General features: G+C 67.2%; 26 protein-coding genes and 1 tRNA gene. 8 read left to right on the top strand and 19 right to left on the bottom strand.

The annotated features are described in order from the left end of the window. The first annotated feature begins 21 nt into the window (after window positions 1-21). Window positions 22-2,643, top strand: a complete 2,622-nt coding sequence (locus tag ASG11_RS03540; protein ID WP_055775267.1) for a sensor histidine kinase — start codon at window positions 22-24, stop codon at window positions 2,641-2,643. Between the two features lie 21 nt (window positions 2,644-2,664). Here the strand turns inward: ASG11_RS03540 and ASG11_RS03535 are convergent, their stop codons facing one another. Continuing rightward, a complete protein-coding gene (locus ASG11_RS03535; RefSeq protein ID WP_201781263.1) occupies window positions 2,665-4,800 on the bottom strand; it encodes a TonB-dependent receptor in 2,136 nt (711 codons plus the stop codon). Window positions 4,801-4,934: 134 nt separating this feature from the next. Here ASG11_RS03535 and ASG11_RS03530 point away from each other — a divergent pair, with 134 nt between their 5' ends. Beyond that, entirely contained in the window at window positions 4,935-5,771 is an 837-nt protein-coding gene (locus tag ASG11_RS03530) for an HpcH/HpaI aldolase/citrate lyase family protein (RefSeq protein ID WP_055775264.1), read from the top strand. Here the strand turns inward: ASG11_RS03530 and ASG11_RS03525 are convergent. From ASG11_RS03525 to folK, 4 genes are all read right to left on the bottom strand, one after another. Beyond that, the gene (locus ASG11_RS03525; protein ID WP_201781262.1) at window positions 5,748-6,491 is read right to left on the bottom strand and encodes a phosphatase PAP2 family protein; all 744 of its coding nucleotides are present in this window, start codon (window positions 6,489-6,491) and stop codon (window positions 5,748-5,750) included. The two genes, ASG11_RS03530 and ASG11_RS03525, sit on opposite strands and share 24 nt — an antisense overlap. Next, window positions 6,488-8,794, bottom strand: coding sequence for a GH92 family glycosyl hydrolase (locus ASG11_RS03520; RefSeq protein WP_201781261.1), 2,307 nt, complete (start codon window positions 8,792-8,794; stop codon window positions 6,488-6,490). The genes ASG11_RS03525 and ASG11_RS03520 overlap by 4 nt, the downstream gene beginning before the upstream one ends. A 173-nt stretch (window positions 8,795-8,967) precedes the next feature. Further along, a tRNA-Lys gene (locus tag ASG11_RS03515) sits at window positions 8,968-9,043 on the bottom strand. A 16-nt stretch (window positions 9,044-9,059) separates the two neighbouring features. Then, on the bottom strand, window positions 9,060-9,545 hold the full coding sequence (folK, locus tag ASG11_RS03510) for a 2-amino-4-hydroxy-6-hydroxymethyldihydropteridine diphosphokinase (protein WP_055775258.1): 486 nt from the start codon (window positions 9,543-9,545) through the stop codon (window positions 9,060-9,062). Window positions 9,546-9,568: 23 nt separating this feature from the next. On the opposite strand from folK, the gene ASG11_RS03505 reads away from it, so the two are divergent. Beyond that, window positions 9,569-10,216 carry a uracil-DNA glycosylase gene (locus tag ASG11_RS03505; protein ID WP_055775255.1) on the top strand — a complete coding sequence of 216 codons (648 nt, stop codon included), beginning with the start codon at window positions 9,569-9,571 and terminating at the stop codon, window positions 10,214-10,216. Here ASG11_RS03505 and ASG11_RS03500 read toward each other — a convergent pair. The 12 genes from ASG11_RS03500 to gluQRS all read right to left on the bottom strand — a co-directional run bounded on the left by ASG11_RS03500 (window position 10,213) and on the right by gluQRS (window position 19,508). Further along, window positions 10,213-10,596, bottom strand: a complete 384-nt coding sequence (locus tag ASG11_RS03500; protein ID WP_055775254.1) for a hypothetical protein — start codon at window positions 10,594-10,596, stop codon at window positions 10,213-10,215. The genes ASG11_RS03505 and ASG11_RS03500 overlap by 4 nt on opposite strands. A 9-nt stretch (window positions 10,597-10,605) precedes the next feature. Next, window positions 10,606-11,052, bottom strand: a complete 447-nt coding sequence (locus ASG11_RS03495; protein ID WP_055775251.1) for a hypothetical protein — start codon at window positions 11,050-11,052, stop codon at window positions 10,606-10,608. 51 nt (window positions 11,053-11,103) lie between these two features. Beyond that, the gene (locus ASG11_RS03490; protein WP_055775248.1) at window positions 11,104-11,463 is read right to left on the bottom strand and encodes a hypothetical protein; all 360 of its coding nucleotides are present in this window, start codon (window positions 11,461-11,463) and stop codon (window positions 11,104-11,106) included. Between the two features lie 48 nt (window positions 11,464-11,511). After that, window positions 11,512-12,024: a helix-turn-helix domain-containing protein gene (locus tag ASG11_RS03485; protein WP_168371689.1), complete on the bottom strand. Its 513-nt coding sequence runs from the start codon at window positions 12,022-12,024 to the stop codon at window positions 11,512-11,514. 22 nt (window positions 12,025-12,046) lie between these two features. After that, window positions 12,047-12,907 carry an N-carbamoylputrescine amidase gene (aguB, locus tag ASG11_RS03480; RefSeq protein ID WP_055775243.1) on the bottom strand — a complete coding sequence of 287 codons (861 nt, stop codon included), beginning with the start codon at window positions 12,905-12,907 and terminating at the stop codon, window positions 12,047-12,049. 88 nt (window positions 12,908-12,995) lie between these two features. Next, window positions 12,996-13,388, bottom strand: coding sequence for an acyl-CoA thioesterase (locus ASG11_RS03475; protein ID WP_055775240.1), 393 nt, complete (start codon window positions 13,386-13,388; stop codon window positions 12,996-12,998). Continuing rightward, window positions 13,385-15,451 carry a S9 family peptidase gene (locus tag ASG11_RS03470; protein ID WP_055775237.1) on the bottom strand — a complete coding sequence of 689 codons (2,067 nt, stop codon included), beginning with the start codon at window positions 15,449-15,451 and terminating at the stop codon, window positions 13,385-13,387. Before ASG11_RS03470 ends, ASG11_RS03475 begins: the two co-directional genes overlap by 4 nt. 54 nt (window positions 15,452-15,505) lie before the next feature. Further along, a complete protein-coding gene (egtD, locus tag ASG11_RS03465; RefSeq protein WP_055775234.1) occupies window positions 15,506-16,483 on the bottom strand; it encodes an L-histidine N(alpha)-methyltransferase in 978 nt (325 codons plus the stop codon). Window positions 16,484-16,486: 3 nt separating this feature from the next. Continuing rightward, the gene (egtB, locus tag ASG11_RS03460; protein ID WP_055775231.1) at window positions 16,487-17,746 is read right to left on the bottom strand and encodes an ergothioneine biosynthesis protein EgtB; all 1,260 of its coding nucleotides are present in this window, start codon (window positions 17,744-17,746) and stop codon (window positions 16,487-16,489) included. A gap of 59 nt (window positions 17,747-17,805) precedes the next feature. Beyond that, on the bottom strand, window positions 17,806-18,375 hold the full coding sequence (locus ASG11_RS03455; RefSeq protein ID WP_055775228.1) for a cob(I)yrinic acid a,c-diamide adenosyltransferase: 570 nt from the start codon (window positions 18,373-18,375) through the stop codon (window positions 17,806-17,808). A gap of 35 nt (window positions 18,376-18,410) precedes the next feature. After that, window positions 18,411-18,644, bottom strand: coding sequence for a twin transmembrane helix small protein (locus ASG11_RS03450; protein ID WP_055775225.1), 234 nt, complete (start codon window positions 18,642-18,644; stop codon window positions 18,411-18,413). 9 nt (window positions 18,645-18,653) lie between these two features. Then, complete coding sequence (gluQRS, locus tag ASG11_RS03445; RefSeq protein ID WP_055775222.1) at window positions 18,654-19,508, bottom strand: tRNA glutamyl-Q(34) synthetase GluQRS; 855 nt, start codon at window positions 19,506-19,508, stop codon at window positions 18,654-18,656. Between the two features lie 126 nt (window positions 19,509-19,634). Here gluQRS and ASG11_RS03440 point away from each other — a divergent pair, with 126 nt between their 5' ends. The 4 genes from ASG11_RS03440 to ppc are packed head-to-tail and all read left to right on the top strand — an operon-like array spanning window position 19,635 to window position 23,769. Further along, window positions 19,635-20,201 carry an HNH endonuclease gene (locus tag ASG11_RS03440; RefSeq protein WP_055775219.1) on the top strand — a complete coding sequence of 189 codons (567 nt, stop codon included), beginning with the start codon at window positions 19,635-19,637 and terminating at the stop codon, window positions 20,199-20,201. Further along, entirely contained in the window at window positions 20,198-20,560 is a 363-nt protein-coding gene (locus tag ASG11_RS03435) for a glyoxalase superfamily protein (RefSeq protein WP_055775216.1), read from the top strand. The genes ASG11_RS03440 and ASG11_RS03435 overlap by 4 nt, the downstream gene beginning before the upstream one ends. A gap of 48 nt (window positions 20,561-20,608) precedes the next feature. Beyond that, window positions 20,609-21,001: an EF-hand domain-containing protein gene (locus ASG11_RS03430; protein ID WP_055775213.1), complete on the top strand. Its 393-nt coding sequence runs from the start codon at window positions 20,609-20,611 to the stop codon at window positions 20,999-21,001. A 59-nt stretch (window positions 21,002-21,060) separates the two neighbouring features. Further along, the gene (gene ppc / locus ASG11_RS03425; protein ID WP_055775209.1) at window positions 21,061-23,769 is read left to right on the top strand and encodes a phosphoenolpyruvate carboxylase; all 2,709 of its coding nucleotides are present in this window, start codon (window positions 21,061-21,063) and stop codon (window positions 23,767-23,769) included. Between the two features lie 139 nt (window positions 23,770-23,908). Here ppc and ASG11_RS03420 read toward each other — a convergent pair whose 3' ends face one another. Beyond that, window positions 23,909-24,466 (bottom strand): cytochrome b, encoded by a 558-nt coding sequence (locus ASG11_RS03420; RefSeq protein WP_055775207.1) that lies wholly within the window; start codon window positions 24,464-24,466, stop codon window positions 23,909-23,911. 95 nt (window positions 24,467-24,561) lie between these two features. Between ASG11_RS03420 and ASG11_RS03415 the strand changes: the two genes are divergently transcribed. Beyond that, window positions 24,562-26,040, top strand: a complete 1,479-nt coding sequence (locus ASG11_RS03415; RefSeq protein ID WP_055775202.1) for a glycosyltransferase family 2 protein — start codon at window positions 24,562-24,564, stop codon at window positions 26,038-26,040. 187 nt (window positions 26,041-26,227) lie between these two features. Here the strand turns inward: ASG11_RS03415 and ASG11_RS03410 are convergent, their stop codons facing one another. Beyond that, window positions 26,228-26,782 carry a fasciclin domain-containing protein gene (locus ASG11_RS03410; protein WP_055775200.1) on the bottom strand — a complete coding sequence of 185 codons (555 nt, stop codon included), beginning with the start codon at window positions 26,780-26,782 and terminating at the stop codon, window positions 26,228-26,230. Window positions 26,783-26,827 lie beyond the last annotated feature (45 nt).

Here is a 26,827-nt window from a genome sequence, read left to right as displayed (position 1 = left end):
TGACGACGAGGCGCATGAGCCATGACCGACGCCCGCCCCTCCCCCGACGCGCTACTGAAAGCCGCGCAACGCGAGCAGCGCGGCAAGCTGAAGATCTTCCTCGGTGCCGCGCCCGGCGTCGGCAAGACCTTCGAGATGCTCGGTGAAGGCGCCGCCCGCGCCGCCGCCGGGACGGACGTCGTCCTCGCGATCGTCGAGACGCATGGCCGTGCCGAAACCGAGGCGCTGGTCGCCCCGCTCGAGATCATCCCCCGCCGCCGGATCGATCATCGCGGACAGCCGCTGACCGAGATGGACCTCGATGCCGTGCTCGCCCGCGCGCCGCAGCTCGCTCTGGTCGACGAACTCGCCCATTCCAACGCGCCGGGCAGCCGTCATCCCAAACGCTGGCAGGACATCGCCGAACTGCGCGACGCGGGCATAGACGTCTACACCACGCTCAACATCCAGCATGTCGAGAGCCTCAACGATCTCGTCGCCAGCTTCACCCGCGTCCGCGTGCGCGAAACCGTGCCCGATCACGTGCTGGAAGATGCCGAGATCGAGGTGGTGGATATCCCGCCCGACGAGCTGATCGAGCGGCTGCAACAGGGCAAGGTCTACATCCCCGCCGAGGCGACCCGCGCGCTCGGGCACTTTTTCTCCAAGGCGAACCTCTCGGCCTTGCGCGAAATGGCGCTGCGCCGCGCGGCGGAGAATGTCGATCGCCAGATGCTCGAACATCTCGACGCCAGCGCCGCCACCGGCACCTTCGCCGCCGGCGAGCGCGTGCTGGTCGCGGTCGGCGATCTGCCCGGTGTCGATGCCCTGGTCCGCACCGCCAAGCGCCTCGCCGATGCCCTCAAGGCGCCGTGGACGGCGGTGTTCATCGAAACCGCCCGCGCCGAAGCCTATAACGCCGACCAAAAGGCCCGCGTCGCCGCCACCTTGCGCCTCGCCGCCAGCCTCGGCGCGACGATCGTCACCGTGCCGGCGGAAAACGTCATCGCCGGGCTACAGGCGCAGATCGCGACGATGCGCGCGACGCAATTGGTGATCGGCAAGTCGCGCCGCAGCTGGTGGTTCGAGATGCGCCACGGCTCGGTCGTCGATACGATCCTGCGCGATTCCACCGGCCTCGCCGTCCACGTCATCCCGGCGACCGGAGAGGCGCCACGCACGCGGCGGCGGTTCGACGATCCGCTGCTGCCCTATCTGTGGGCGAGCTTGCTGGTCGCCGCGACCACGATTCTGGCGTATTTCGTCGAGCCGCTGATCGGCACCGGTGCGCTCGACCTGATCTATCTGCTGCCGGTCGTCGGCGCGGCGAGCCGCTTCGGCCTGCGCCCGGGCGTGCTGGCCGGCGTGCTCGCCGCGCTGGCCTTCAACTTCTTCTTCCTGCCCCCGATCCACACGCTGACCATCGCCGATCCGCAGAGCGTGCTGACCTTCGTCATCCTGCTCGGCGTCGCGGTGCTGATCAGCCGCCTGACCGGCAACATGCGTTCGCGCGCCGCGATCGGGGTGCGCGGCGCGCGCGAGAATGCCGCGCTCGCCGCGTTCGCCCAATCGCTGACCCGCGTGTCGGATGCGCAGAGCACGGCGGAGACGATTTGTGCCGAGGTCGCCGCTTTGCTCGACGTCAACGCGGTCCTGCTCGGCGACCGCGATGGCCGCGCGACGATCGTCGCCGCCACGCCGGCGGACGCCGCTCTCACCCCGATCGATCTCGCCGCCGCCGAATGGGCGTTCCGGCGGGGCGAGACCACCGGCTACGGCACCACCACCCTGAACGGCGCGGACTGGCAATTCCATCCGCTCAAGACCTCGCTCGGCGTGCTCGCTTTGCTCGGCGTCTCGCGCGACGACGGGGCAGAGCCGGTGCCGGCGGACCGCGCGGTGTTGCTCTCCACCCTGGTCGGCCAGGCGTCGCTCGCGCAGGAACGGTTGCGGCTGGACGGCGAGATGCGCGAACTGTCGCTGCTGAAGGAGCGCGACCGGTTGCGCGCCGCGTTGCTGTCCTCGATCGGCCACGATCTGCGCACCCCGCTCGCCGCCGCCTCCGGCGCGATCGATACGCTCGCCGCCGAACATCCCGACGCGCCCGCCATCCCCGTCGCGCGCAGCGAGATGCAGCGGCTGCGGCGCTTCCTCGACAATCTCGTCGCGATGGTCCGGCTCGACAGCGGCGCGGTGCAGCTTTCGCTCGAACCGATCGACCTGACCGATGCGGTGAACGGCGCGGTCGACGCCTCGCGCGATCTGCTGCACGACCGGCGCATCGATCTTCAGGTGCCGCCGGACCTCCCGCTCGTCCGGGCCGACCCCACGTTGCTGCACCACATCCTCGTCAACCTGCTGAACAACGCCGCGCAACATGCCGCCGCCGGCCGGATCGCAATCGTCGGCACCCGGATCGGCAGCGCCGTCACGCTCGACATCCGCGACGACGGCCCGGGCCTGCCGGATACCGGAAAGGACCTGTTCGAACTCTTCGCGCGCGGCGAAGGCAGCGACCGTAACGGCGGCAGCGGCATGGGCCTCGCCATCGTCAAGGGCTTCGCGGATGCGATGCAGGTCGACGTCGCCGCCGCCAACGGCGCGACCGGCGGCGCGAGCTTCACCCTGACCTTCGCGAAAACGATCGGGCAGAACGTCGTCTGAGCCCGCGCTACGGGCCGGGCGTCATAACCCGAACCGCAACGTCGCGCGGATGTCCCGGCCCGCCAGCGGTGCGAAATCCTTCAGGAAGCTCGCCGAACGCCGCGCCTCGACATCGAAGATGTTGTTCGCGCTGATCAACAGGCTGGTCTTGCTCGCCTTGCCGAACGGCGAAAAGCCGATCGAGGCGTTGACCATCGTGTAGCCGTCGGTCGGCGTTTCGAACGTGGCGATGTGGTTCTGGTCGAACACGTGTTCCGCCTCGATCCGCGCCTGGACGGTGTCGCCCTGCGCTTCCAGCCCTCCCAGCACGCGTGCCGGCGGGATGCGCGGGATCGGCCCCTGATCCATCACGTTGGCACGCACGTAATCGCCCAGCAGATCGGCGTTGATCGTGTAGCCGCCGATCCGCGCGAGCCGGATCGAGGCGTCGGCCTCGGCGCCGTAATAGCGCGCATCGGCCTGCTGATACTGGAAGCACGGCAGGTCGACGTCGCGGCCGGAGGGCGCGGCGGCGGTCTCGCAAATGCCCTGCGCGACTTGGTTCTCGGAAATGTAATTGGAGAAGCGCGTGTAATAGACCGACGCGTCGAAGCTGAAGCCGTCGCCATGCGCGTGCATCGTGCCCTCCACGCCCCAGCTCTTCTCCAGCTTGAAGTCGGGATTGCCGAGTTCGTAGGCCTGCGTGCCGGCATGGCCGCCATTGGCGAACAGTTCCTCGGCCGATGGCGCACGCTCGGTGTGCGACACGTTGACGCCGAAGCGCAGCGAGTCGGTCACGCCGTACGACCCGCCGAGCGAACCGGACAGGGCCTGGAAATGGCGCTCGCCCCGGAAGAAGCGCAGATCGTCGGCCGGCGTGCGCGCGGCGGCGTCGGTGAATTCGTAGCGCAAGCCGCCCTCGGCCTTGAACGCGCCGCTGCTATATTGTTGCAGCGTGAACAGCCCGGTCTGGCTGGTCTCGTTTTTCGGCAGAAATGCCTCGTCACCCTTCACGTCGAAGATGCGGTTGAAGAACTGCACGCCCGACGCGCCCTGCCAGCCGCCGCGATTCTTCTGGACGAGTTCCAATCGGCCCTCGAGCCCCTTGTTGAAGAACGCGGTGCCGACCGAATTGTCCTCTTCCAGTTCGAAATGGCGATAGCTCGCCTGGCCCGCGCGCAGGCGGATCTTGTCGAGGAAGTCGCCGCCGGTATTGATCTCGGCGCGCAGATCGACGCGGTTCTGCACCACGTCGAGCCGTGGTGCCTCCTGCTCCTGCCCGACCGCCGTCGCGAAGCGGATCGGCACACCGTACAGGCTGTCATAATGGCTGTACGACACGCCGAGCGAGCCGGCATCGGTGATGATCGACGCGCCCGCCCCCGCCGTCCAGGTTTCCGACGCGGAATTCGGCAGTTTCTTGCGCAACGCAGCGGAGGCGGCGAAGTCGATCGGCTCGGCATTCGGATCCTGTGGCAGGCCGACCTGCGACAGCGCGGCGGCGCGCGCCGTATCGGACAGCAGATAGCCCTTGCCGATGCGCAGATCGTCGCTCTTCAGGTACGATCCGTCGGCATGCAGCACGAGATGCTCGCCGACCGCCACATCGCCCGCCAAGCCACCCGACCGCTCGTTCGCGGCGCTGCCGTAATTGGCGATGCCGTTCAAACGATAGCCCTTCTCCGGCACGCTGCGCGGGATGCGCGTGTCGACCACGTTGACCACGCCGCCCACCGCCGACGATCCGAACAGCAAGGCGGACGGCCCGCGCAGCACCTCGATACGCTCGGCGAGCAACGGATCGATGATCACCGCATGGTCGGCCGACGTGTTCGAAACGTCGATCGATCCGATCCCGTCGGTCAGCACGCGGATGCGTTCGCCCTGGAAGCCGCGCAGGATCGGGCGCGAGGCGTTGGGACCGAAGGAGGAGGCGGACACGCCCGGCTGGCGCGCCAGCGTCTCGCCGATCGTCGGGCGCAATTCGCGGGTCAGTTCCTCGCCGGTCAGGATCGACGTGCCCTGCAACACGTCGGTTTCGCTCTGCCGCACCGGCGCGGTGACGATGATTTCGGCGGGCGGCGGCGCAGCGGGGGCCGTTTGCGCCCCGGCTGTCGGTATCAGGGCGGGGGATGCGATCAGCAAGGCGGTGCCGGCGAGCAGGGAATGGCGAATCATATACGGCCCTTTTGGTTTCGTTGTGCGGCGCGATAGATGATATGATACAAAGTCTCAAGACCACTCATCGCGCTTCCCGAGCGCTTCGCCCATAGCTAGGGTCATCCTGCACCCAATATGAACGGAGAGCCGGAATGCCGCGCCTGAGATCGCTTTTATTCGTTCCCGGCGATCGGCCCGACCGGATGGAGAAGGCGCTGGCATTGGGTGCGGATGCGCTGATCCTCGATCTGGAGGATGCCGTCGCGGCAGCCGCGAAACCGGCGGCGCGCGACATGGTCGCGGCGTTCCTGCGCACGGAGCGGCGGGCGACCGTGTTCGTCCGGATCAACCCGCTCGATTCCGGCCTCAGCGACGACGATCTCGCGGCGGTGCTGCCCGCCCGGCCCGATGGGATCATGCTGCCCAAGGCGGAAGGTGGCGCATCGCTCGCCGCGCTCGATGCGAAGCTCAGCGGCGACACGATGATCCTGCCGATCGCCAGCGAGACCCCGGCGGCGATCTTCGCGCTGGGCGGCTATGGCGGCGTCACCCCGCGCCTGGCCGGGTTGACCTGGGGGGCGGAGGATCTCCCCGCCGCGATCGGCGCGACCACCTCGCGCGAGGCCGACGGCAGCTATACCGCGCCTTACCAGCTCGCCCGCTCGCTCACCCTGTTCGGCGCGCATGCCGCGGGCGTGCCGGCGATCGAGACGGTCTATCCCGACTTCCGCGATCTCGACGGCCTCGCCGCCTATGCCGCGCGCGGGCGGCGCGACGGGTTTACCGGCATGATGGCGATCCACCCCGCTCAGGTCGCGGTGATCAACGCCGCGTTCAGCCCGTCCGAACCCGAGATCGCGCAGGCCCGCGCGGTGATTGCGCTTTTCGATGCCAATCCCGGCGCGGGCGCGCTCGCGCTCGACGGCAAGATGATCGACGCGCCGCACCTGAAGGCTGCGCGGGCGCTACTCGCTGGCCTGGCGACCTGACTCGCCGGCACGGCGCAACCGGATCGACGCGCCGATCCCCCACCACATCAGCGCCCAGAGCGATCCGAAGCCCCAGCCGGTCAGCACGTCGCTCGGCCAATGCACGCCGAGATAGACCCGGCTGCAGCCGATCAGCGTCACCAGCACGATCGCCGTGCCCAGGATATAGATCCGCAACGGCCGCCCGCGCACGATCTGCATGACGAGCGCCGCGATCGTCAGATAGACGATCGCGCTGCTCGTCGCGTGCCCGCTCGGAAAGCTGGCGGACGACACCTGCACCAGATGGTCGACCAGAGCGGGGCGCGGCCGCGCGACGATCGCCTTGGCCGTGGCCACCGCGATCGCCCCGCTGATCGTCCCCGCCAGCACCAGCATCAACGTCAGCCACAACCGCTTCAGCGCGAGGAACCCGGCGACGACGATCGTCACCAGGGTCAGCACGGTCACGCCGCCCAGCGCGGTGATGTCGACCATCGCCGCCCGCACCCAGGCCGGGCCGATCGGCACGCCGTGCATCGCGCCGTGGCGCGTCCACAGCATGATCGCGGCATCGATGCGGAACTGCGCCCCGCGATCGATCAGTGCCCCGATCCCAGCCACCAGCAGCACGGCAAGCCCGAGCGCGCCGATCGAGATCAGCAGCCAGGGGGGATGCCGGACGTTCCCGGGCACCGCGCCCGCGGAATCGGCGCCCTCGGCGTGAAGCGGATCGGTCATTGCCGCGCCGTGCTCATCGAATAAGGCCGGTCGGCCGGCTGCGTCGCCCAGGTCGTGTTCGGCGCGGCCTGCATCGCGAAGCGCAATTCGCCCCCGGCCATGATCTCGTCGTGCCGGATATAGCCGCGCGTCAGCGGCTTTCCGTTCAGCATCACCCTGCCGACATACGGGTGCGCATCGTCCAGCCCGTCCGCGACGATCGTGAAGCGCCTGCCCCCGGCCAGCGCGAGCGTCGCGCGCGACACGAACGGCCGGCCGATGACATATTCCAGGCTGCCCGGCGTGACCGGGTAAAACCCAAGCGACGTGAACACCAGCCAGGCCGACATCTGGCCGAGATCGTCATTGCCCGACAGGCCGTCCGGCGTCGGCTTGTACTGGCTGCCGACGATCTGCGTCAGCCGCGCCTGCGTGCGCCACGGCGCGCCGGCATAAGTGTAGAGATACGCGACGTGATGGCTCGGCTCGTTGCCATGGATATATTGCCCGATCAGTCCGGCGATATCCTCGGCATGCGAATAATCGAGCTTCGAATTGTCGTAGTCGAACATCGCATCCAGCTTGGCGACCGTCGCCGCATCGCCGCCCATCGCGGTCGTCAGCGCGGCCTGATCCTGCGGCACGAACCAGCTATATTGCCAGGCGTTCCCTTCGGTATAATCCGATCCGTAATTGATCGCGGTCGGATCGAACGGCACGCGAAACGATCCGTCGCTCTTGCGCGCGCGGACGAAGCCGGTCTTCGCATCGAACGTGTTGCGCCAATTGCCCGCGCGACGCTCGAACGTCGCGGCGACCGCCGTGCGCCCCATCGCGCGCGCCATGCGGGCGATGGTCCAGTCGTCATAGGCATATTCGACCGTCTTGGAGGCCGCCTCCGGCTCCGTGTCGATCGGGGCGTAGCCGAGCTTCATATAGTCGCCCAGCCCGCCATAGGGCGCGTAGGTCGCGCTCGCGATCATCGCGTCCAACGCGGCATCGGCATCGAAGCCCCGAATGCCCTTCAGATAGGCATCCGCGATCACCGGCACGGCATGGTAGCCGATCATCGTCCAGGTCTCGCGCCCCTGGAACTGCCACACCGGCAGGATGCCGAACGGGCTGTCGCGCCGGCTGTCGATCAGCGAACGGACGACGTCGCTGGTGGTCTTCGCCGGCTGCACGAGGGTCAGCAGCGGATGTTCGGCGCGGAACGTATCCCAGAGCGAGAAGGTCGAGCGGAAGGTATAGTCTTTCGCCACGTGCACCTGATTGTCCGGCCCGCGATAGCGCCCGTCGGCATCGCCCGCGACCGACGGCGCGAGCAGGCTGTGATACAGCGCGGTCATGACGCTGGTCTTCATGCCCGCCGGTGCCGCGATCGTCAGCGCGCCCAGCGCCGTGTCCCACGCCGCCTTGGTCTTGGCGCGGACCGCGTCGAAGTCGCCCGGCTCGCTCGCCAGATTGTTCAGCGCGCCCGCCGCGTCGACCGACGAGATCGCGACCTTCACCTCCAGCGGTTTGGCCAGCATCCCGAAATCCAGCCGCGCGACCAACGCCCGCCCGGCGCGTTCGGCGACATCGTCGGTGCCGCGGCCCGGCCCCTGGAAGCCCTTGTACGGCACGTCCTTCTCGGTGCTGACGAAGGCATGCGTCTTGAGCGGCGCCGAAAAGCGCATCGCGAAATACAGCTTGCGATCGGGCGCCCAGCCGCGCGTCTCGCGCGCGCCGGTGATCGTCCCGTCCGGGAGCAGGCGCAGCGACGACCACAGGATCTTGCCGGGATAATTGTACAGCGAGGATCGCAGGTCGAGCACGAGATGCGCCGCCCGGCCCGGCGCGAACGCGTAGCGATGCACGCCGACGCGCGTGCCCGCCGTCATCTCGGCGCGCACGCCCGCATCGGTCAGCGTGACGGCATAATAGCCCGGCCGCGCGATTTCGCCGTCGTGCGAGAAGCGCGAGCGATAGCCGGATCCCGGCTTCGCCGGGTCGCCCGGTTCGATCGGCACCGCGTCGCCCGACACCGGCATCACGAGAATATCGCCGAGATCGGAATGTCCCGCGCCCGAGAAATGCGTGTGGCTGAATCCCTGGATCGTCGGATCGGTGTAGCGATAGCCCGCGGCGTGCGCATAGCAGTCGCGGATCGTGCAGGTCGTGTCGGTATCCGGGCTCAGCTGCACCATCCCGAACGGCGCGACCGCACCGGGGAACGTATGGCCTTCGCCGCCGGTGCCGATGAACGGATCGACCTGATCGGATTGCGCCAGCGCGGGGCCGGCCAGCGCGAGGGCGGCGGCGAGTGCGATACGCAGGGGCATTTTGCTGAACATCAGTGCGTTAGAGCAAATGCGGGGGCTTTGGGGAAGCGCGTCGCTCTAAACTCCGTGCCCGTCGGTCGCAAAGCCGCGCCCTGTGGGCACTGGCTTTGCGCGCCGGCCGTGCTTGCGGAGATGCGCCCCAGCTTCGCTGCTGCGTCTTCTCCGCTGCGCATTGGTGGGCCCGTCGGGATTCGAACCCGAGACCTACAGATTAAAAGTCCGTTGCTCTACCAACTGAGCTACGGGCCCGACCAAGCAAGGCGCGTTACGGGCGGCGGGGGCGGCGGTCAACCGCTTGTGCCCGGTGAGCGAGCTGTCGCACGGTCGAATTCGTCAGCGGATCGCGCCACGCCGCCGCGATTCCCAGCAGCGGATCGAGCACGAACCGGCGTGTGCGGAATGCTGGGTGCGGCACGATCAGGTCGTCCTCGGCCCACGAACCCGCCGACCACAGGACGATATCGAGGTCGATCACCCGCGCGCCCCAGCGCTGCCCGCGCCGCCGCCCGAAATCGCGCTCGATCCGCTTCAGCCGCGCGAGCAGTTCCGGCGGCGTCTCGCGCGTTTGGATCAGCACCGCGGCATTGGCGAAGCGGCGAATCGACGGCCCGAGCGGCGCACTCGCCACGATGCCGGACGCCGCGACCACCCCGCCAAGCGCCCGAATCGCCGCCGCCACCTCGCGCTCCGGCGCGCCGTGGCGGCCACGGCGGTTGGATCCGATGGCGATGGCATAGCTTGTCGTCGGCATGGGCACGCGCCTAACGCATCGCGATGACCTTCGCACCAGGCTTGCCCGCCCCGCCGCACGATTGCCCGCGCTGCCCGCGCCTCGCCGGATATCGCGCGGAGCTGCGCAGCGAGCAGCCCGACTGGTGGAACGCCCCGGTCGGCGGCTTCGGCGATTCCGACGCCTGGCTCGGTATCGTCGGCCTGGCCCCCGGCAAGCACGGCGCGAACCGCACCGGGCGTCCGTTCACCGGCGACGGATCGGGTGCGTTGCTGTTCGCCGCGATGCGCGATCATGGGCTGGCCAGCGGCGACTTTCTCGGCACGCCCGATGATGGACTGGCGCTCCACGGCGCGATGATCCTCAACGCGGTGAAATGCGTGCCGCCGCTCAACAAGCCGACGCCGGAGGAAATCCGCACCTGCCGCCCGTTCCTCGAGGCCGAGGCGGCGGCGCTGCCGGACGCGCGCATCTATATCGCGCTCGGCCAGATCGCGCACCAATCGGCGGTCAAGATGCTCGGCGGACGGCTGCCCAAATGCCGCTTCGCGCATCTCGCCGAACACCGCATGCCGGACGGGCGCATCCTGATCGATAGCTACCATTGCTCGCGCTACAACCAGAATACCGGCCGGTTGACGCGCGAGATGCTCGACGCGGTCTTCGCCCGCGCGCTGGACTTGCGCGGCTAGGCGTCGATCAGGTCGCGCAGACTGTCCTCGGCCGCCGGCGTCAGGCGCACGGGGGCGGACAGGCCGAAGGTCGCATCGTCGTAATCGATCATCCCGCTCGCCCGAAGCGCCCGCAGCCAGCGCACCGATACGCTCTTGGGTACCGGCACGTCCTCGCACAGGCGATAGATCGTGACGCGCAGCCCGCGCTCCTGCGCGATGAACAGGGCGAGCAGCAATTGCCAGGCGATGTCGTTGACCGCCAGGCCGTACGGCTCGAACACGCGCGCGCGGATATGGCTGAAGGCGAGCAGCCGCGACGCGATGTCGTGCGCGGTCGGTGGCCCGCTGCCCGCTGCGCCGATCTTCGGCCCGTCGCCGCTGGTGATCCGATCAGGCACGATCGCCTCCTACAGCGCGCGGGAGCTCCAGTCGGGATCCACCCCGTACAGCCGCACGCGATGGAAATGGCGCGCGGTGCCGATCACCAGCAGTGCCAGCATCGGATAGGCGATGCGGGAAATCGCCGCGAAATAGATGATCGGCAGGACGTCCTGCTGATACGCTTTCGCGACATGCACGAGCAGTGCGAACAATTGAAACGACGCGATCCATATTGGCCAAAACCTGTTCGCCCACAACGCGACGGCCACCAGCACGACGAGCAGGCCCGCATCGATCAGCAGCAGGCCCCATTCCAGTCCGTGAAAGCGGCCATGCGCCGGTATGGCGGCATAACTGGCCGCGGCGGAGGCGACGAACGCCACCGCCACGACCCTTTCGGGCGCGCCGCCCCGCACGAAGGCGTAGACGGCGCACGATGCGAGAAGAGCGTTGAAGAGATAGACGATCAGCATATCGCTCGGTCCGACCTGAATTCGAGTCGAGTCAACCGGGCTCGCCAGGCGTCAGGCGGCGATGCGCAGATGATCGGTGCGGGCCGCACCGGTGGTGAACACCTTGTCGTCGGGCTTGGGGCTTTCCTCGCCGAAGCTGATCACCGGCAGGCCCATCAGCTCGCGGACCTTGTCGAGATGCTTGTGCGTGGCAACGGTCTGCCGCCGCGCGGCGACGAGCGACTGGACCGCCTCGCTCAGCGTGTCGAGCGAATGCTGGCCGACCACGGCGGGCAATTTCGCCTCGACCCGGGCGCGCGGCAGGGCTGCGGTGAGTTCCGCGCCACAGCTGACGGCCTCGTCGATCAGCATCTCCAGCTTGTGAAGCAACGTACCGACCTGGCCGGCAATGGTTTCGTGCGTCGTGCTCATGGCTCTCATCCTCGATGGTCGGTCCGTATCGGACCGATAAGCGCCTGATCAGGACATGACGGACGTGAGCAGCTGAAGCAACTTCCCCGCCACGCTGAGCCCGAAACCCAGCATGCCGACCGCGATCGCGAGCGCCACCGGGATCATGCCGATCCAGGCCAGCCGCTGCCATGGCGAGAGTGTGTTGTTCCTGCCGCCCTTGGAGCGGATCGGCAGCCAGGCCGCTATCGCGCCCCGACTGCCTCCCCTTAGCGCCAACCCCTCAGACACGCCGATCATGTCGGATTGGGCCGGCGGCACAATGTCGGGCGATTGGTATACGAAAGGCTCGTATGCGGCGGGGGCAGGCGCAGGCGGGGCGCCCTCATATTCGCCCAGCATCCGCGCGGCATCGAACCGGCTGGTCGCGCCGATCGCGGCGATCGCGCGCTCCAGCCGCTTGTCGACGGTGTGCGGCGAGATGCCCAGCGCGAGTGCGATCTCCTTCGAGTTGCGCCGCGTCAACACCAGCCGCAGGCATTCGCGCTGCGGCTCGGTCACGCGATCGAAGCGGTCGATCACCACGGGCGCATCGCCGGTCCGCTCACGAATCCTCCACCAGCCGGTGATAGAGATCGGGACGGCGATCGCGGAAGAAGCCGAAGGCGGCACGGTGGCGCTTGATCCGGTCGAGATCGAGCGTCGCGACGATCACGCCCTCTTCCTCGCGGCCCAGCTCGGCCAGGATGTCGCCGCGCTCGTCGGTGATGAAGCTGGTGCCGTAGAAGGTCTGGCCGTGCTCGACACCGACGCGGTTGGCGGCGACCACCGGCACGACGTTGGACACGGCATGGCCGACCATCGCGCGCCGCCACAACCGTGCGGTATCGAGGCTGTCGTCATGCGGCTCGCTGCCGATCGCGGTGGGATAGAACAGCACCTGAGCGCCCATCAGCATCATCGCGCGCGCGGTTTCCGGATACCATTGGTCCCAGCACACCCCGACACCCAAAGTCGCGCCGCCAGCTTCGACCGGGCCGGGCCACACCTTGAACCCGGTATTGCCGGGCCGGAAATAGAATTTCTCCTCATATCCGGGGCCGTCGGGGATATGGCTCTTGCGATAGACGCCCATGACGTTTCCGTCGGGTCCGATCATCGCCAGGCTGTTGTAATGATGCGGGCCATCCGCCTCGAAAAAGCTGGTCGGGATCGTCACGCCCAGTTCGGCGGCCAGCGCGCGCATCGCCAGCACGGCTTTGTGTTCGCCGACCGGCTTGGCATTGGCGAACAGGCCCTCGTCCTCGACGCGGCAGAAATATTCGCCCTCGAACAGTTCCGGCGGCAGGATCACCTGCGCGCCGCGCGCCGCGGCCTCGCGCACCAGCGTCGAGACGTTGGCGATGTTGGCATCGATATCGGGCGTGAAGGCAAGCTGCAGTGCAGCAACAATGATCTCGGTCATGCCCTACCTTAACCATTTGGCATGGGCTTTGAAATGCATCGTGACAGGAATAGCGCGACTTTGGAGCGAGGCTACGCAAACGCCGCGTTCAGCCGACGAACGGCGCGGCGATTTCCGGACGCACGCGCAGCAATCGCCCGGTCGCGCGGTCCAGCAACGCCCAGGTCGTCACCGCCTCCACCTTGATGCGGCCGTCGCTGCCGGTGAAGCGCACATGCCGGTCGAACCGCGCGCCCTTCGGCCCGTCCGGCACCCAGGTCTCCCCCGTCACCGTCTCGCCGGCGGACACGTTGCCGCGATAGTCGATCTCGTGCCGGGTCACGACCCAGACATAGGCCGCGACATGCTCCGCCGGTGCCACCGCCTCCCAGTGCGCGGTGGCCATGCGCTGGATCCACTGCACCCACACCGCATTGTTGACATGGCCCAGCTCGTCGATGTCGTCGGGCGTGGCGGTGATCGACAGGGTGAAGGGGGTCAATCCGCCACGCCCAATTGCCACAGGACGAACGCATGTTCCTCCGCCGCCTCGCGCAGGCTTTCGAACCGGCCGGACTTGCCGCCATGCCCCGCGCCCATATTGGTCTTCAGCAACAGCACATTGTCGTCGGTCTTCACGCTGCGCAGCTTCGCCGCCCATTTGGCCGGCTCCCAATAGGTCACGCGCGGATCGTTAAGCCCGCCCGAGATGAACATCGGCGGATAGGCCTGCGCCTTCACCTGATCATAGGGCGAATAGCCGCGGATCCGCTCGAACGCCGCCTTGTCCTCGATCGGATTGCCCCATTCGGGCCATTCGCCCGGCGTCAGCGGCAGATCGCCGTCCAGCATCGTGTTCAGCACATCGACGAACGGCACGTCGGCGATCACCGCGCCCCACAGTTCGGGATCGGAATTGACCACCGCGCCCATCAGTTCGCCGCCGGCCGACCGCCCGGCGATCGCGATCCGGCCCGCGCTGGTCCAGCCGTCCGCGACCAGCCCCTTCGCCACGTCGACGAAATCGTTGAACGTATTGGCGCGCTTGTCGAGCTTGCCGTCGAGATACCATTGCTGCCCGAGATCGTCGCCGCCCCGGATATGCGCGATGGCATAGGCGAACCCACGATCGAGCAGGCTCAGCCGCCCGGTCGAGAAGCCCGGCGGAATGGCATAGCCGTACGCGCCGTACGCATAGAGGAACAGCGGCCCCGATCCGTCGCGCGGGAAGTCCTTCGGATAGACGATCGACACCGGCACCTCGGTGCCGTCGCGCGCCGCGATCTTCAGCCGCTCGGTGCGATACCGGTCCGCATCGTAGCCCGACGGGATTTCCTGCACCTTCAGCGTGGTCAGGTCGCCCGTCGCCACGTCGTAATCATATTCCGTCCCCGGCGTGACCATCGATTCGTAACCGACGCGCAACACGCTCATGTCGTATTCGGGATTGTTGCCGAGCCCCGCGTCGTAGCTCGCCTCCGGAAACGCGATGCGTCGCGCCACGAGCGGCGTTTCGTACCGCCGGATCTCGATCTGATCCAAGCCCTCCTCGCGCCCGTCGACGATGAAGAAGTCCTTGAAGCACTCGATCCCGGTCATGTAGAAATCCCGCGACGGCGCGATCAATTCGCTCCAGTCGCCCGGCGCGGCGAGGCTCGCGGTGCAGAGCCGGAAGTTCGGATCGGTATCGTTGGTGTGGATGAACAACGTGCCGTCGTGCTCGTCCACATCATACTCGCGTCCCGCCTTGCGCGCCGAGACCAGCAGCGGCGGCGCGAGCGGATCGTTCGCCGGCAGCAGCCACACCTCGCTGGTCACATGATCGCCGCTGGCGATGACGATCCACTTGCGGCTGCTCGTCTCCGATACGCCAACCCGGAAGCCTTCATCTGCTTCCTTGAACAGCTCGATATCGTCGGCGATCGGGGTGCCCAAGCGGTGATAGCGGACATTGTCCGTCCGCCACTGCTCGTTCGCCAGCCCGTAGAGGAAGCCGGTCGAATCGCTCGTCCACACGATTTCCGACAACATGCCGGGGATCACGTCGGGCAGGTGTTCGCCGCTCTCGAGATCCTTGACCCGAACCTCGAACCGCTCCGATCCGTTATCGTCGATCGCATAGGCGAGATACCGCCCATCCTCGCTGACGCTGATCGCGCCGAGCCGGAAATACTCCTTCCCCTCGGCCAGGGCGGGTTCGTCGAGGATCAGCACATCGTCGCTGCCATCGTCTTTGGCCGCGACCGGCCGGCGCCACCATTTGCGATATTCCCCGCCGGTCTCGAACGACGTCCAGTACAGCCAGTCGCCGTCTTTTTGCGGCACCGAGGAATCGTCTTCCTTGATGCGCCCCTTCATCTCTTCGTAGAGACGGTCGGTCAGCGCCTTGTGAGGGCCCATGACGCTTTCGTAATAGGCATTCTCGGCCGCGAGATAGGCCAGGACGTCCTTGTCCGTGACGTCGGGATAGCCCGGATCCCGGATCCACGCATAGGGATCCTCGATCGTGATGCCGTGCGTGGTGAAGCTGTGCGGGCGCCGTTCGGCGACGGGAGGGATGGTCATGCCCCCCACTACCGTTCTCGGGCGGGCCAGCGCAAACCCCAAGTCGTGCCGCCCTCAGGGGGCGAGGCGCGGGGCCTGCGCTTCGGCCAGGATCACCGCGAACAGGCCATCCGGGTCGGTCCATTCCGCGATCGGCGTCCAGCCGCCGGCACGCAACAGCAGCTTCGCGTCGCGCTGGCCGAACTTGTGGCTGTTCTCGGTATGGATCGTCTCGCCCGCCGCGATCTCGAACGGCCGGCCCTCGATCGTGAAGGCCAGATCCTCCGTCGCTTCCAGATGCATTTCGATCCGCGCGCGATCGTCGTTCCAGATCGCGCGATGGCGGAACCGGTCCACCGGGATCGTGCCGTCCAATTCGCGGTTGATCCGCTCCAGCAGGTTCAGGTTGAACGCTGCCGTCACGCCCTGCGCATCGTCATAGGCGGCGGTGAGCACCTGCTCGTCCTTCACCCGGTCCATGCCGATCAGCAGCATCGCACCCTCGCCGAGGCTCGCCTTCATCGCGCGCAACAGATCGGCCGAGGCATGCGGGATCATGTTGCCGATCGTCGATCCCGGGAAGAAACCGAGCTTGGGCAATTCCGCAACCTGCGCGGGCAGCGGGATCGGGTGCATGAAATCGGCCTCGACCGGCAGCACCGGCAGACCCGGGAACCGGGACGCCAGCTGCGCCGAGGATTCGCGCAGGAAATCCCCCGAGATATCGATCGGCACATAGGCGGCGGGCGCCACGGCGCTGAGCAGGATCGGCGTCTTCATCGACGAGCCCGACCCGAATTCCACCACCACGCGGCCTTCGCCGGCGATCGCGGCCACCGCCGGGCACGCGTCACGTAGGATCGCCGTCTCGGTCCGCGTGGGATAATATTCCGGTAGATCGGTGATCGCCTCGAACAGTTCCGATCCGCGCCGGTCGTAGAACCACCGCGCCGGGATCGCGCGCGGGCGCAGCGCGAAGCCGCGCAACACGTCGGCACGGAACGCCGGATCGGCCAGGGTGACGTCGCCGTCCTCGATTTCCTGCTTCAACATGGGTCAGAGATCTTTCGCGAGACGAACGCCGGTGAACTGCCAGCGCTGGTGCGGATAGAAGAAGTTGCGGTAGCTCGCCCGGGCATGACCGCGCGGCGTGGCGCACGATCCGCCACGCAGCACGCACTGGTTGGACATGAACTTGCCGTTATATTCGCCGACCGCACCCTGCGCGGCCTTGAAGCCGGGATAGGGACGATAGGCACTGCCGGTCCATTCCCATACGTCGCCGAAGAATGCCGGGCCGTCCGGCGCCGGACGCGGCTCGACCGGACCGGCCTCGTCCAGCTGGTTGCCGCCCGACGCGTCATGCTCGGCGGCGGCGACTTCCCATTCCGCCTCGGTCGGCAGGCGCGCGCCGGCCCAGGCGGCATAGGCGTCCGCTTCGTAGAAGCTGACATGGGTGACCGGCGCGGCCGGATCGATCGCGCGGCGGCCATCGAGCCCGAAGCGCGTCCAACTGCCGTCGTGCTTCTCCCAATAGAGCGGCGCGACGATCGCTTCCGCCTTCACCCACGCCCAGCCGTCCGACAGCCAGTGCGCAGGGTTGGCGTAACCGCCATTGGCGATGAACGCGGCCCATTCGCCGTTGGTGATCGTGCGATCGGCGATCGCATGGGGCGTCAGCAGGGTCGGATGGCGCGGCCCCTCGCAATCGAAGGCGAACCCTTCGCCGTCGAACCCGATCTCGGCCACCGCGCCGGCGCGTTCGATCCAGCCGATCGGGCCGGGCATCTCCACCGGCACCTTGCGCGCCGCCGGCCAGATCGCCGGCTCGAGCGGATTTTCCGACATCAGGTGCAGGATGTCGGTGACGAGCAGTTCCTGATGCTGCTCCTCGTGATGGCATCCGAGCGTCACCAGGTCGAGCGCCGCATCCGGCAGGCCCGGCAAGGCGGCGAGCACCGCCGCATCGACATGATGCCGGTACGCCAGCACCTCGTCCAGCGTGGGCCGCGTCACCATCCCGCGCCGGCCGCGCGCATGGCGCCGGCCCTCGGCCTCGTAATAACTGTTGAACAGGAACGGGAAGCGATCGTCGTGCAGGACGTATCCGGCGACGAAATCGCGCAGGATGAAGGTTTCGAGAAACCACGTCGTATGCGCCAGATGCCATTTGGCCGGCGACGCATCCTCCATCGACTGGACGGTGGCATCGGCATCGGAGAGCGGCGCGACCAGCGCCTCGGTCAATCCACGCACCTTGGCGAACCGTTCGGCCAACGTGGAAATGCCGGGGGCGAGACGAGGCTGTGTTCGCATTCCGTTCTTCCGTATCCAGAACGTCGCGCCGGATCAATTGATCTGAAGCAAGCCTCCGGCTAGCGGGATGCGCCGGGCACCCACAGAACGTCGCCACCCGCATTTTGGTTCACGTATCTGGCGGCGACGAAAAGATAATCCGACAATCGGTTGAGAAACGCGAGCGCCAGCGGATTGATCGAAACCTCCGCCGCCGCGGCCACTCCCGCCCGCTCCGCCCGCCGCACGATCGCACGGGCCAGATGGACCGCTGCCGCCCCCGCCGTGCCGCCGGGCAGGATGAAGCTCGTCAACGACGGCATCTGCGCGTTCATCGCATCGATTTCGTTTTCGAGCCGCGAAACCTGGGCCGCGACGATCCGCAACGTCATCTCACCGGGGGTAAAATCCTCGCCCGGCGTGGCAAGGTCGGCGCCGAGATCGAACAGGTCGTTCTGGATCCGCGTCAAGGCGGTGGCGAGATCGCCCGCGCCGAGCGCGACGATCGCCACGCCGATCGCGCTGTTCGCCTCGTCGACATCGCCGATCGCCGCCATCCGCGCGTCGGTCTTCGCCACGCGCGATCCATCGACGAGTCCAGTGGTGCCGTCGTCGCCGGTACGGGTGTAAATCTTGTTGAGCTTGACCATCGTTCAGGGACGCCCGCGCCGGATCGGCCCCGGGATCAGCCCTTGCCGGCGAGCATCAGCAACAGCACGACGATCACGATCGCGATCGCCTGGAAGAAGATGCGATACTGCATCATCTTGTTCGATTTCAGCGCCGACGCGCTCGGCCCGGTGCCGCCGCTCTTCGCCTCCTCGGTCGCGTTGGCGAGGAAAACGACCAGGCCGCGCACGAATACGACCACCACCGCGATCATCGCGGCGACGAGGAGGACGATCAGGAAAATGCTCATGCGTCTTATCTAGGCGCTCGGCAGGGCAAAGCCAATGGGCAGTCGCCCGGCGCGGAGATCCTCGGCCAGCGCCGGACCGTCCACGCCGTCGGCGCGCAGGGCCGCGAGCGTCGGCGCGCCGTTGCGCTTGGCCAGCCGCTGCCCGTCGGCGTCGGTGAGCAGCGGGTGGTGCCGATAGCTCGGCGTCGGCAACGCGAGCAGGGCTTGCAGCAGACGGTGGATATCGGTCGCCGCGCGCAGATCCGCGCCGCGCACCACATGCGTCACGCCCTGATGCGCATCGTCGACCACCACCGCCAGGTGATAACTGGCCGGCGCATCCTTGCGCGCCAGCACGACATCGCCCTGTGCCAGTGGATCGGCGCGGTGCGATCCGGCGATCTCATCGGTCCACGCGAGCGGCCCGGCCGACGCGACGGCGGCGGCCATGTCGATGCGCCAGGCATGCTCCTCGCCGGCCAGCCGGGCAGCGCGACGATCGGGATCGATATGGCGGCACGTACCGGGATAGGCCGCGATCGGGCCGTGCGGCGCGGACAGGCTCTGCGCGATCTCCGCACGGGTGCAGAAACAGGGGTAGAGCAGCCCCCGCGCCTTGAGCGTTTCCAGCGCCGCGGCGTACGCCGCCAGCCGGGCCGACTGGAACAGCACCTCCCCGTCCCAGGCCAGGCCCAGCCAGCGCAGATCCTCCAGGATTCCCGCGACATGCTCGGGCCGCGATCGCGTGCCGTCGATATCCTCGATCCGCAGCAGGAAATGTCCGCCATCGGCGCGCGCGCGATCGTGGCTCCGGATCGCGGATATGGCGTGGCCGAGATGCAACTTTCCGGTCGGGCTGGGCGCGAAGCGAGTCACCGCGTTCATCGCCGCGCCGCGCCCCCTTGACCGTGAGTCGTGCGCCGTGCTGTCATGACACCGTCATCCAAGTCGGCAAAAGCGCCGTCAAGGACTTGAGCAGCGGCGCCGACGCGCGACGAGAGAAAGGGGGTTATGTACCATCCCGATCTGATCCGGCACCCCGACGGGTGTCCCGCTCTGGTGTTGAACGCCGATTATACGCCGCTCAGCTATTATCCGCTGTCCGTCTGGCCGTGGCAGACCGCGATCAAGGCGGTGTTTCTCGACCGAGTCGATATCGTCGCCGAATACGAACGCGAGGTGCGCAGCCCGACGCGGCGGGTGAAACTGCCCTCGGTCATCGCGCTCAAATCCTATGTCCGCCCCTCCGCCTTCCCGGCCTTCACGCGGTTCAACGTGTTCCTGCGCGACAAATTCTCCTGCCAATATTGCGGCTGTGGCAGCGATCTGACCTTCGATCACATCATCCCGCGCGCGCAGGGCGGCCGCACGACATGGGAGAACGTCGCCACCGCCTGCGCGCCCTGCAATCTGAAGAAGGGCGGCCGCACGCCGAAACAGGCGCAGATGCCGCTGCACATTGCCGCGATCCGCCCGACGAGCTGGCAGATGCAGGAACATGGCCGGCGCTTTCCGCCCAATTACCTGCACGATACCTGGCACGACTGGCTCTATTGGGACGTCGAGCTGGAGGCATGAGCGACGCACCCGTCTTGTCGGCGGCGATTCCGATCCTGCGCATCTACGATCGGGACAAGGCGCTGGAATTCTATTGCGACTTTCTCGGCTGCACGCTCGATTGGGAGCATCGTTTCGCCGATGATCTGCCGCTCTACATGCAGGTGTCGCGCGGCGGCATGGTCCTCCATCTCTCGGAACATTATGGCGATGGCACGCCGGGCAGCGCGGTGTGGATCCGTACCGGAAATCCGCGCAGCCTGTTCGCCGAGCTGCGCGCCAAGCAGGCCAGCTTCGCCCGGCCCGGCGCGACCTCGGACGAGGCGACCTTGACCGATCCGTTCGGCAACATGCTGCGCTTCGACGGCAGCCGGAACTGAACGCGCCCGCGCGCCGTTCGACCCACTTTCCAGCATAAGGCCTTCGACATGCGCGTGCTTGCCCCGTCATTTCTCGTCCTGCCGGTTCTGGCGCTGCTCGGGGCCTGTTCCGATCAGGAGGCCAAGGGCGACGCGGTCGACTTCCGGCCGCCGACCAACCAGCATCGCGCCGATTTCGCGTCCGGGATCGAACTTCGGTTCCGCGCGATGGACGCCGATCGCAATTCGACGATCGAGCACGGCGAACTTCGCCCCGATCGGGTCGCGCGGGTGATGGCGGCCGATGCCAACCATGACGGCCATGTCAGTCTCGGCGAGTTCGAGGCGGCGCAACTCGCGCGCTTCGATGCCGCCGACGTCGATCACGATCGCATCCTAAGCAGCGCCGAGCGCGACGCGGCGGGCTGGGGCAGGCGCAACGCGGTCGGCAACACGCAATGACGTCCTCGTCGCGGACGGACACGGTTGACGCGAATCGTGCCGCAGCGCAGCATGAAGTCATGGCCGACCTCCCCGCGATCACGAACAATCCCGACATCCGCTTCCTGGGCAAGCTGCTCGGCGACGTGATCCGCGCTTATGGCGGCGAGAAACTGTTCGAGCGCACCGAACATATCCGCGCCGCCTCGGTCGATCGTCATCGCAGCAACGGCGGCGGCAACGGCAACGGGTCCGCGGATACCGATCTCGGGCTCGAGCGGCTGGATATCGACGAGACGCTCGATTTCGTCCGCGGTTTCATGCTCTTTTCGATGCTCGCCAATCTCGCCGAGGATCGGCAGGGCGTCGCCGCCGAGCAGGGCGCGACGGTCGACGCCGCCCTGAAACGCCTGGCCGCGGAGGGCATCGGACACGACGCGGTGATGAATCAGCTCGATCAATCCCTAATAGCCCCAGTCCTCACCGCCCACCCGACCGAGGTGCGTCGCAAGTCGATGATCGATCACCGCAACCGAATCGCCGCGCTGATGGCGATGAAGGATCGCGGGCTCGACGAGACGCCCGAGGGTGACAAGGTCGAGGAGGCGATCCTGCGCCAGATCGCCTTGCTGTGGCAGACTCGCGTGCTGCGCCGCGAACGGCTGTACGTCGCCGACGAGGTCGAGACCGCGCTCAGCTATCTGCGTGACGTGTTCCTGCCCGCGCTGCCCGCGCTCTATCAGCGTTGGGATCGGGCCTTGGGCGCGCGCACCCCGAGCTTCCTGCGCCCCGGCAGCTGGATCGGCGGCGACCGCGACGGCAATCCCTTCGTCACCGCCGATTCGCTGCGCACCGCACTGGGCAAGGCGTGCGAAGCGGTGCTGGGTTATTATCTCGACGCGGTTCACGCGCTGGGTGCCGAGCTTTCCATCTCGACGGATCTCGCACCGGCCGATCCCGGCGTCGAGTCGCTGGCGGACGCCAGCGGCGACACCGCGGCCAGCCGGAGCGACGAACCGTATCGCCGCGCGTTGTCCGGCATCTATGCCCGGCTCGTTGCCACGCATCTCAAACTGACCGGCAAGCCCGCACCGCGCCCCGGCCCGCTCAAGGGCGAGGCGTATGACGGCCCGCAGGCGTTCCGCGCCGACCTTGTTGCGATCGCCCACGGCTTGGCTGCCGAGGATGCCGTCAGGCATGGGGGCCCGCTCGCCACCGGCGGCGCGCTGGGTCGCCTGATTCGAGCAGTCGAGACCTTCGGCTTCCACCTCGCCACGCTCGATCTGCGCCAGAACAGCGCGGTGCACGAACGCGTTGTGGCCGAACTGCTCAAGGTCGCCGGTGTCGAGGACGATTATCTGGCGCTGGACGAAGCCGCCCGCACCGTGCTGCTTCGCGCCGAACTCTCCAACGCCCGCCCGCTGACCAGCAGCTTCGCCGAATATTCGGAGGAGACGACCGGCGAACTGAACATCGTCCGCGCCGCCGCCGAGGCGCATGCGCGCTACGGTGCGGGGTGCATCACCAATTACATCGTCTCGATGGCGCAGTCGGTGTCCGACCTGCTCGAAATCAACCTGCTGCTCAAGGAAGTCGGCCTCTATCGCCCCGGGGACGGGCCGAGCGCGGCGATCATGGCGGTGCCGCTGTTCGAGACGATCGGCGATCTGGAGGCCGCGCCCGGCATCATGACCGAGTGGCTGGCCCTGCCCGAGATCGTCGCCATCGCCGGCAAGCGCGGCCATCAGGAAGTGATGATCGGCTATAGCGACAGCAACAAGGACGGCGGTTATCTCACTTCGACCTGGAGCCTGTCGGTCGCCTCTACCGCGCTGAAGCCGGTGTTCGAGAAAGCCGGGATCGGCATGCAATTGTTCCACGGCCGCGGCGGCGCGGTCGGACGCGGCGGCGGTTCCAGCTTCGCCGCGATCCGCGCGCAGCCTTTCGGGACGGTGCAGGGCCGCATCCGCATCACCGAACAGGGCGAGGTGATCGCCGGCAAATACGGCACGCGCGAAAGTGCGATGGCCAATCTGGAGGCGATGGCCTCGGCGACGTTGCTCGCCAGCCTGGAACCCGACCAGCTGTCGGCCGCCGACACCAAGCGTTTCGGCGCGGCGATGACGACTTTGTCCGACGCCGCGTTCATGGCGTATCGCGACCTTGTCTATAATGACGACGCGCAGGGGTTCCGCACCTTCTTCCGCCAGATGACGCCGCTGACCGAGATTGCCGGACTCAATATCGGCAGCCGCCCGGCCAGCCGCACGAAATCCGACCGGATCGAGGATCTGCGCGCGATCCCCTGGGTGTTCAGCTGGGCACAAGCGCGCGTCATGCTGCCCGGCTGGTACGGCGTCGGCCAGGCGCTGGCCGGGTTCGAGGACAAGGGGCTGCTCCGCGAAATGGCCGAAAGCTGGCCGTTCTTCGCCGCGAGCCTCGCCAACATGGAACAGGTCATCGCCAAGTCCGACATGGGCATCGCGGCGCGCTATGCCGCCTTGGTCGAGGACGCATCGTTGCGTGACACGGTGTTCGGCCAGATCAAATCCGGCTGGGGCCAGGCGCATGACGGCCTGCTCGCCGCCACCGGCCAGTCGCGCCTGCTCGAAAAGCATCCGGCGCTCGAAACGTCGATCCGCCTCCGTTTGCCCTATATCGAGCCGCTCAACCTGTTGCAGATCGAACTGATCAAGCGCCGCCGCGCCGGCGACGAGGACGAACGGATCGGCGAGGGCATTCTGCTGTCGATCAACGCGATCGCCACCGCGCTGCGGAATTCGGGGTAGACCGTCGCTCCCGTCATCCCGCACCTGATCCGGGATCCAACGGGCCGCTTGGCAATGTCGGCGCGAGAAGCGCAACGGCACCGCGGGCGGAGGAATGGACCCCGGATCAAGTCCGGGATGACGGAAATTGCTGAGAAGCTTACCCCGGCAACATCCGCTGCAATTCCTTCTCCCCCTGCATCTGGTGCTTCAGCGCGCCCGCTATGTGGACCAGCACCAGCAGATACAGCAGCCATTGCAGCAGCCCGTGCGCCGCACCGAACCCGTCATGTACCTTGTTGCGCAAGGCGGGATCCAGAGTCATGATGAAACCGATGCGCGGGAATTCGAACGTGCCGAACCAGTGCATCGGATGGCTCGCCGCGTCCTTGTACGCCGAATCCATGATCCACCCGGTCAGCGGCATCGCGAAGATGATCAGGTACAGCCCCCAATGAACGACATGCGATATGGTCCGCTCCCAGCCTTGGTAACTGGCGGGATAGGCCGGTGGGGTATGCGCGAAACGCCATAACAGGCGCAGAACCGCGAGCCCGAGCAGCGTCACGCCGATCGACTTGTGCGTATCGATCGCCGGCCGCACCTTCTCGTCGGCGAGATACGGCCACAGCCAGGCCAGGGCGACATTCACGAGGATGCCGAGCGCGATCACCCAGTGGAACAGCATCGCGGTTCTGGTATAGCGTCCGACGTCCATATGCAGCTCCCGCGATCGATCCCTAAAACGCTAGTGCGGCCAGCGATGCGGCGCTAGAGGGGCGGCACTCTTTCTCCCCGAGAGCGCGACATTTCATGATCCAGACCCCTGCGGCGGATGCGCTCGCCCCAGCGGCGGATGCCCTCGCCAATGCCTTCGCGGTGCAATCGCCCCGGCTCAACCCGCAGCCGGTGGGGTTCGCCAGCCGGTCGATCAGCGTCGGCGTGTTCGCGATCTTCGCCGCTCTGATCGCCCAGGCGTTCCTGCGCCAGGGGATCGCGGTGTGGTCGGTCGGCATCGCCTATATCCTCTACGACACGGCCCTTCTGGTGTTCACCGCATGGCGGATCTGGCCGTTGCGCCACGGCGCGCTAATGCCGGCCGCGAGCACCGCCCGCCCGCGCTTCGCGGTCATCGTGGCGGCGCGCAACGAGGCGGCGGTACTCGACGTGACGATCGATCGCCTCGCCGCGCAGGACGATGCGCCGGACGTGATACTGATCGCCGACGACGGTTCGGACGACGCCACCCCGGCGGTGTTCGCCGCGCGCTATGGCCTCACGCCGCCCGCGCTCGGAATCATCAGTCCGTCCAGCCCGATCCTGCCCTCGCTGCGCTGGCTGCGCCTGCCCCATGGCGGCAAGGCCCGCGCGCTCAACGCGGCGATGCTCGAGATCGACACCGAGGTGATGCTGACGGTCGATGCCGACACGCTGCTCGATCCGGGCGCGATCGCCGCGATGCGCGCCGCCTTCGCCGCCGAACCCGAACTGGTCGCGGCGACCGGTGTGATCAAGCCGATGTGCGGGCCGAACCTGTCGGGTCGGCTGTTCGAATGGTTCCAGACCTACGAATATGTCCGCAATTTCCTGTCGCGCCACGCCTGGGAGCAGCAGCACAGCCTGTTGCTGATCTCCGGCGCGTTCGCCGCGTTCCGGCGCGAAGCGGTGGTGACGGTCGGTGGGTTCGATCCGGACTGCATGGTCGAGGATTACGAACTGATCCACCGCCTGCACCGCCACGCTGCCGATACCGGGCTCGACTGGCGCGTCCGCGTGATCGGTCGCGCCATCGCGCGTACCGATGCTCCCGCCACCCTGCCCGCCTTTCTGCGCCAGCGCCGGCGCTGGTTCGGCGGCTTCCTGCAGACGCAGCATTGGAATCGTGACATGGTCGGCAACCGTCGCTTCGGGCAACTCGGCACGCAGATGCTCCCCGTAAAGGCGCTCGATACTGTGCAGCCGATCTATGGTCTCGCCGCCTTCGCGATCCTGATCGTGGTGCTGGTCAGCGGCCGGTTCCACATCGTGCTGCCGATCTTGGCTATCATGCTCGCCAAGATCGCGATCGATCTCAGCTTCCACCTCGGTTCCCTGCGCCTGTACGCACGCTGGACCGGACAGAGCGAAGGGCTGCACTGGGGGCCGGCGCTGATCGCCGCGATCCTGGAGCCGTTCACGTTCCAGCTGTTCCGTCACTGGGGCGCGTTGCTCGGCTGGGTCGCGTTCCTGACCGGAAAGGAAACCTGGACCGCGCAGAGCCGAAGCGCGATCCGCGCCTCGCGCGACGCCTGACCCCGAAACGAGACGGACCTGCCGGCATTGGGGCACCGACAGGTCCGAATACGCTACGCTTACGCTCGGGCGGTCACAAAGGGGATGATCGCCCGATACCGGTCTTTCTCTTGGGGAAAGACGCGAAAGATACGAGCGCGCCGATCACCTGGATGCGGCGCGCCCGGAAATTCCCGATCGCTGACGATCAGGGCATCAGCACCGTGTCGATGACGTGGATCACGCCGTTCGACTGGTTGACGTCGGCAATGGTGATGTTGGCCATGCCGCCCTTGGCATCGGTCACGGCCCAGCCGCTGCCCGATTTGGAGAAGGTCAGCGTGCCGCCGTTGACGGTGGTGTATGTCGCCTTGCCCATATGCTTGGCCGCATTGGCCTTGATCGCCGCCGCACTGATCTTGCCGGGAATGACATGATAGGTGAGGATGCTGGTCAGCGTCGCCTTGTTCTCGGGCTTCACCAACGTCTCCACCGTGCCGGCCGGCAGCTTGGCGAACGCTTCGTTGGTCGGCGCGAGCACGGTGAACGGACCCTTGCCCGACAGCGTATCGACCAGACCGGCGGCCTTGACGGCCGCGACCAGCGTGGTGTGATCCTTCGAATTGACGGCGTTCTCGATGATGTTCTTGGTGGGATACATCGCCGCACCGCCGACCATCGGATTGCCCTTGGCATAAGCGAGCGTGGAACCGCCGGCGACGAGCGCGACGGCGAGAATGGATGCACGAATCTGAGGGGTCATGGAATGGCTCTCCTGCCTTTTGCATCCGCTAGTGTGCGGACTGCC

This window comes from Sphingomonas sp. Leaf357, assembly GCF_001423845.1.
Lineage (GTDB): Bacteria > Pseudomonadota > Alphaproteobacteria > Sphingomonadales > Sphingomonadaceae > Sphingomonas.
Note: the sequence above shows the minus strand (reverse complement) of the source record. Positions and strands in the feature narration are given on the sequence as shown.

Bases quoted from the DNA above. Each gene is read 5' to 3' on its own strand.
- gluQRS (WP_055775222.1), bottom strand. From the start codon at position 19,508: ATGAACGCGGTGACTCGCTTCGCGCCCAGCCCGACCGGAAAGTTGCAT.
- ASG11_RS03540 (WP_055775267.1), top strand. From the start codon at position 22: ATGACCGACGCCCGCCCCTCCCCCGACGCGCTACTGAAAGCCGCGCAA.
- ASG11_RS03470 (WP_055775237.1), bottom strand. From the start codon at position 15,451: ATGACCATCCCTCCCGTCGCCGAACGGCGCCCGCACAGCTTCACCACG.
- ASG11_RS03525 (WP_201781262.1), bottom strand. From the start codon at position 6,491: ATGACCGATCCGCTTCACGCCGAGGGCGCCGATTCCGCGGGCGCGGTG.
- egtB (WP_055775231.1), bottom strand. From the start codon at position 17,746: ATGCGAACACAGCCTCGTCTCGCCCCCGGCATTTCCACGTTGGCCGAA.
- ASG11_RS03530 (WP_055775264.1), top strand. From the start codon at position 4,935: ATGCCGCGCCTGAGATCGCTTTTATTCGTTCCCGGCGATCGGCCCGAC.
- ASG11_RS03495 (WP_055775251.1), bottom strand. From the start codon at position 11,052: ATGCTGATCGTCTATCTCTTCAACGCTCTTCTCGCATCGTGCGCCGTC.
- ASG11_RS03535 (WP_201781263.1), bottom strand. From the start codon at position 4,800: ATGATTCGCCATTCCCTGCTCGCCGGCACCGCCTTGCTGATCGCATCC.
- ppc (WP_055775209.1), top strand. From the start codon at position 21,061: ATGGCCGACCTCCCCGCGATCACGAACAATCCCGACATCCGCTTCCTG.
- ASG11_RS03520 (WP_201781261.1), bottom strand. From the start codon at position 8,794: ATGCCCCTGCGTATCGCACTCGCCGCCGCCCTCGCGCTGGCCGGCCCC.
- ASG11_RS03450 (WP_055775225.1), bottom strand. From the start codon at position 18,644: ATGAGCATTTTCCTGATCGTCCTCCTCGTCGCCGCGATGATCGCGGTG.
- ASG11_RS03505 (WP_055775255.1), top strand. From the start codon at position 9,569: ATGACCTTCGCACCAGGCTTGCCCGCCCCGCCGCACGATTGCCCGCGC.
- ASG11_RS03435 (WP_055775216.1), top strand. From the start codon at position 20,198: ATGAGCGACGCACCCGTCTTGTCGGCGGCGATTCCGATCCTGCGCATC.
- ASG11_RS03455 (WP_055775228.1), bottom strand. From the start codon at position 18,375: ATGGTCAAGCTCAACAAGATTTACACCCGTACCGGCGACGACGGCACC.
- ASG11_RS03490 (WP_055775248.1), bottom strand. From the start codon at position 11,463: ATGAGCACGACGCACGAAACCATTGCCGGCCAGGTCGGTACGTTGCTT.
- ASG11_RS03415 (WP_055775202.1), top strand. From the start codon at position 24,562: ATGATCCAGACCCCTGCGGCGGATGCGCTCGCCCCAGCGGCGGATGCC.
- folK (WP_055775258.1), bottom strand. From the start codon at position 9,545: ATGCCGACGACAAGCTATGCCATCGCCATCGGATCCAACCGCCGTGGC.
- ASG11_RS03420 (WP_055775207.1), bottom strand. From the start codon at position 24,466: ATGGACGTCGGACGCTATACCAGAACCGCGATGCTGTTCCACTGGGTG.
- egtD (WP_055775234.1), bottom strand. From the start codon at position 16,483: ATGTTGAAGCAGGAAATCGAGGACGGCGACGTCACCCTGGCCGATCCG.
- ASG11_RS03430 (WP_055775213.1), top strand. From the start codon at position 20,609: ATGCGCGTGCTTGCCCCGTCATTTCTCGTCCTGCCGGTTCTGGCGCTG.
- aguB (WP_055775243.1), bottom strand. From the start codon at position 12,907: ATGACCGAGATCATTGTTGCTGCACTGCAGCTTGCCTTCACGCCCGAT.
- ASG11_RS03410 (WP_055775200.1), bottom strand. From the start codon at position 26,782: ATGACCCCTCAGATTCGTGCATCCATTCTCGCCGTCGCGCTCGTCGCC.
- ASG11_RS03440 (WP_055775219.1), top strand. From the start codon at position 19,635: ATGTACCATCCCGATCTGATCCGGCACCCCGACGGGTGTCCCGCTCTG.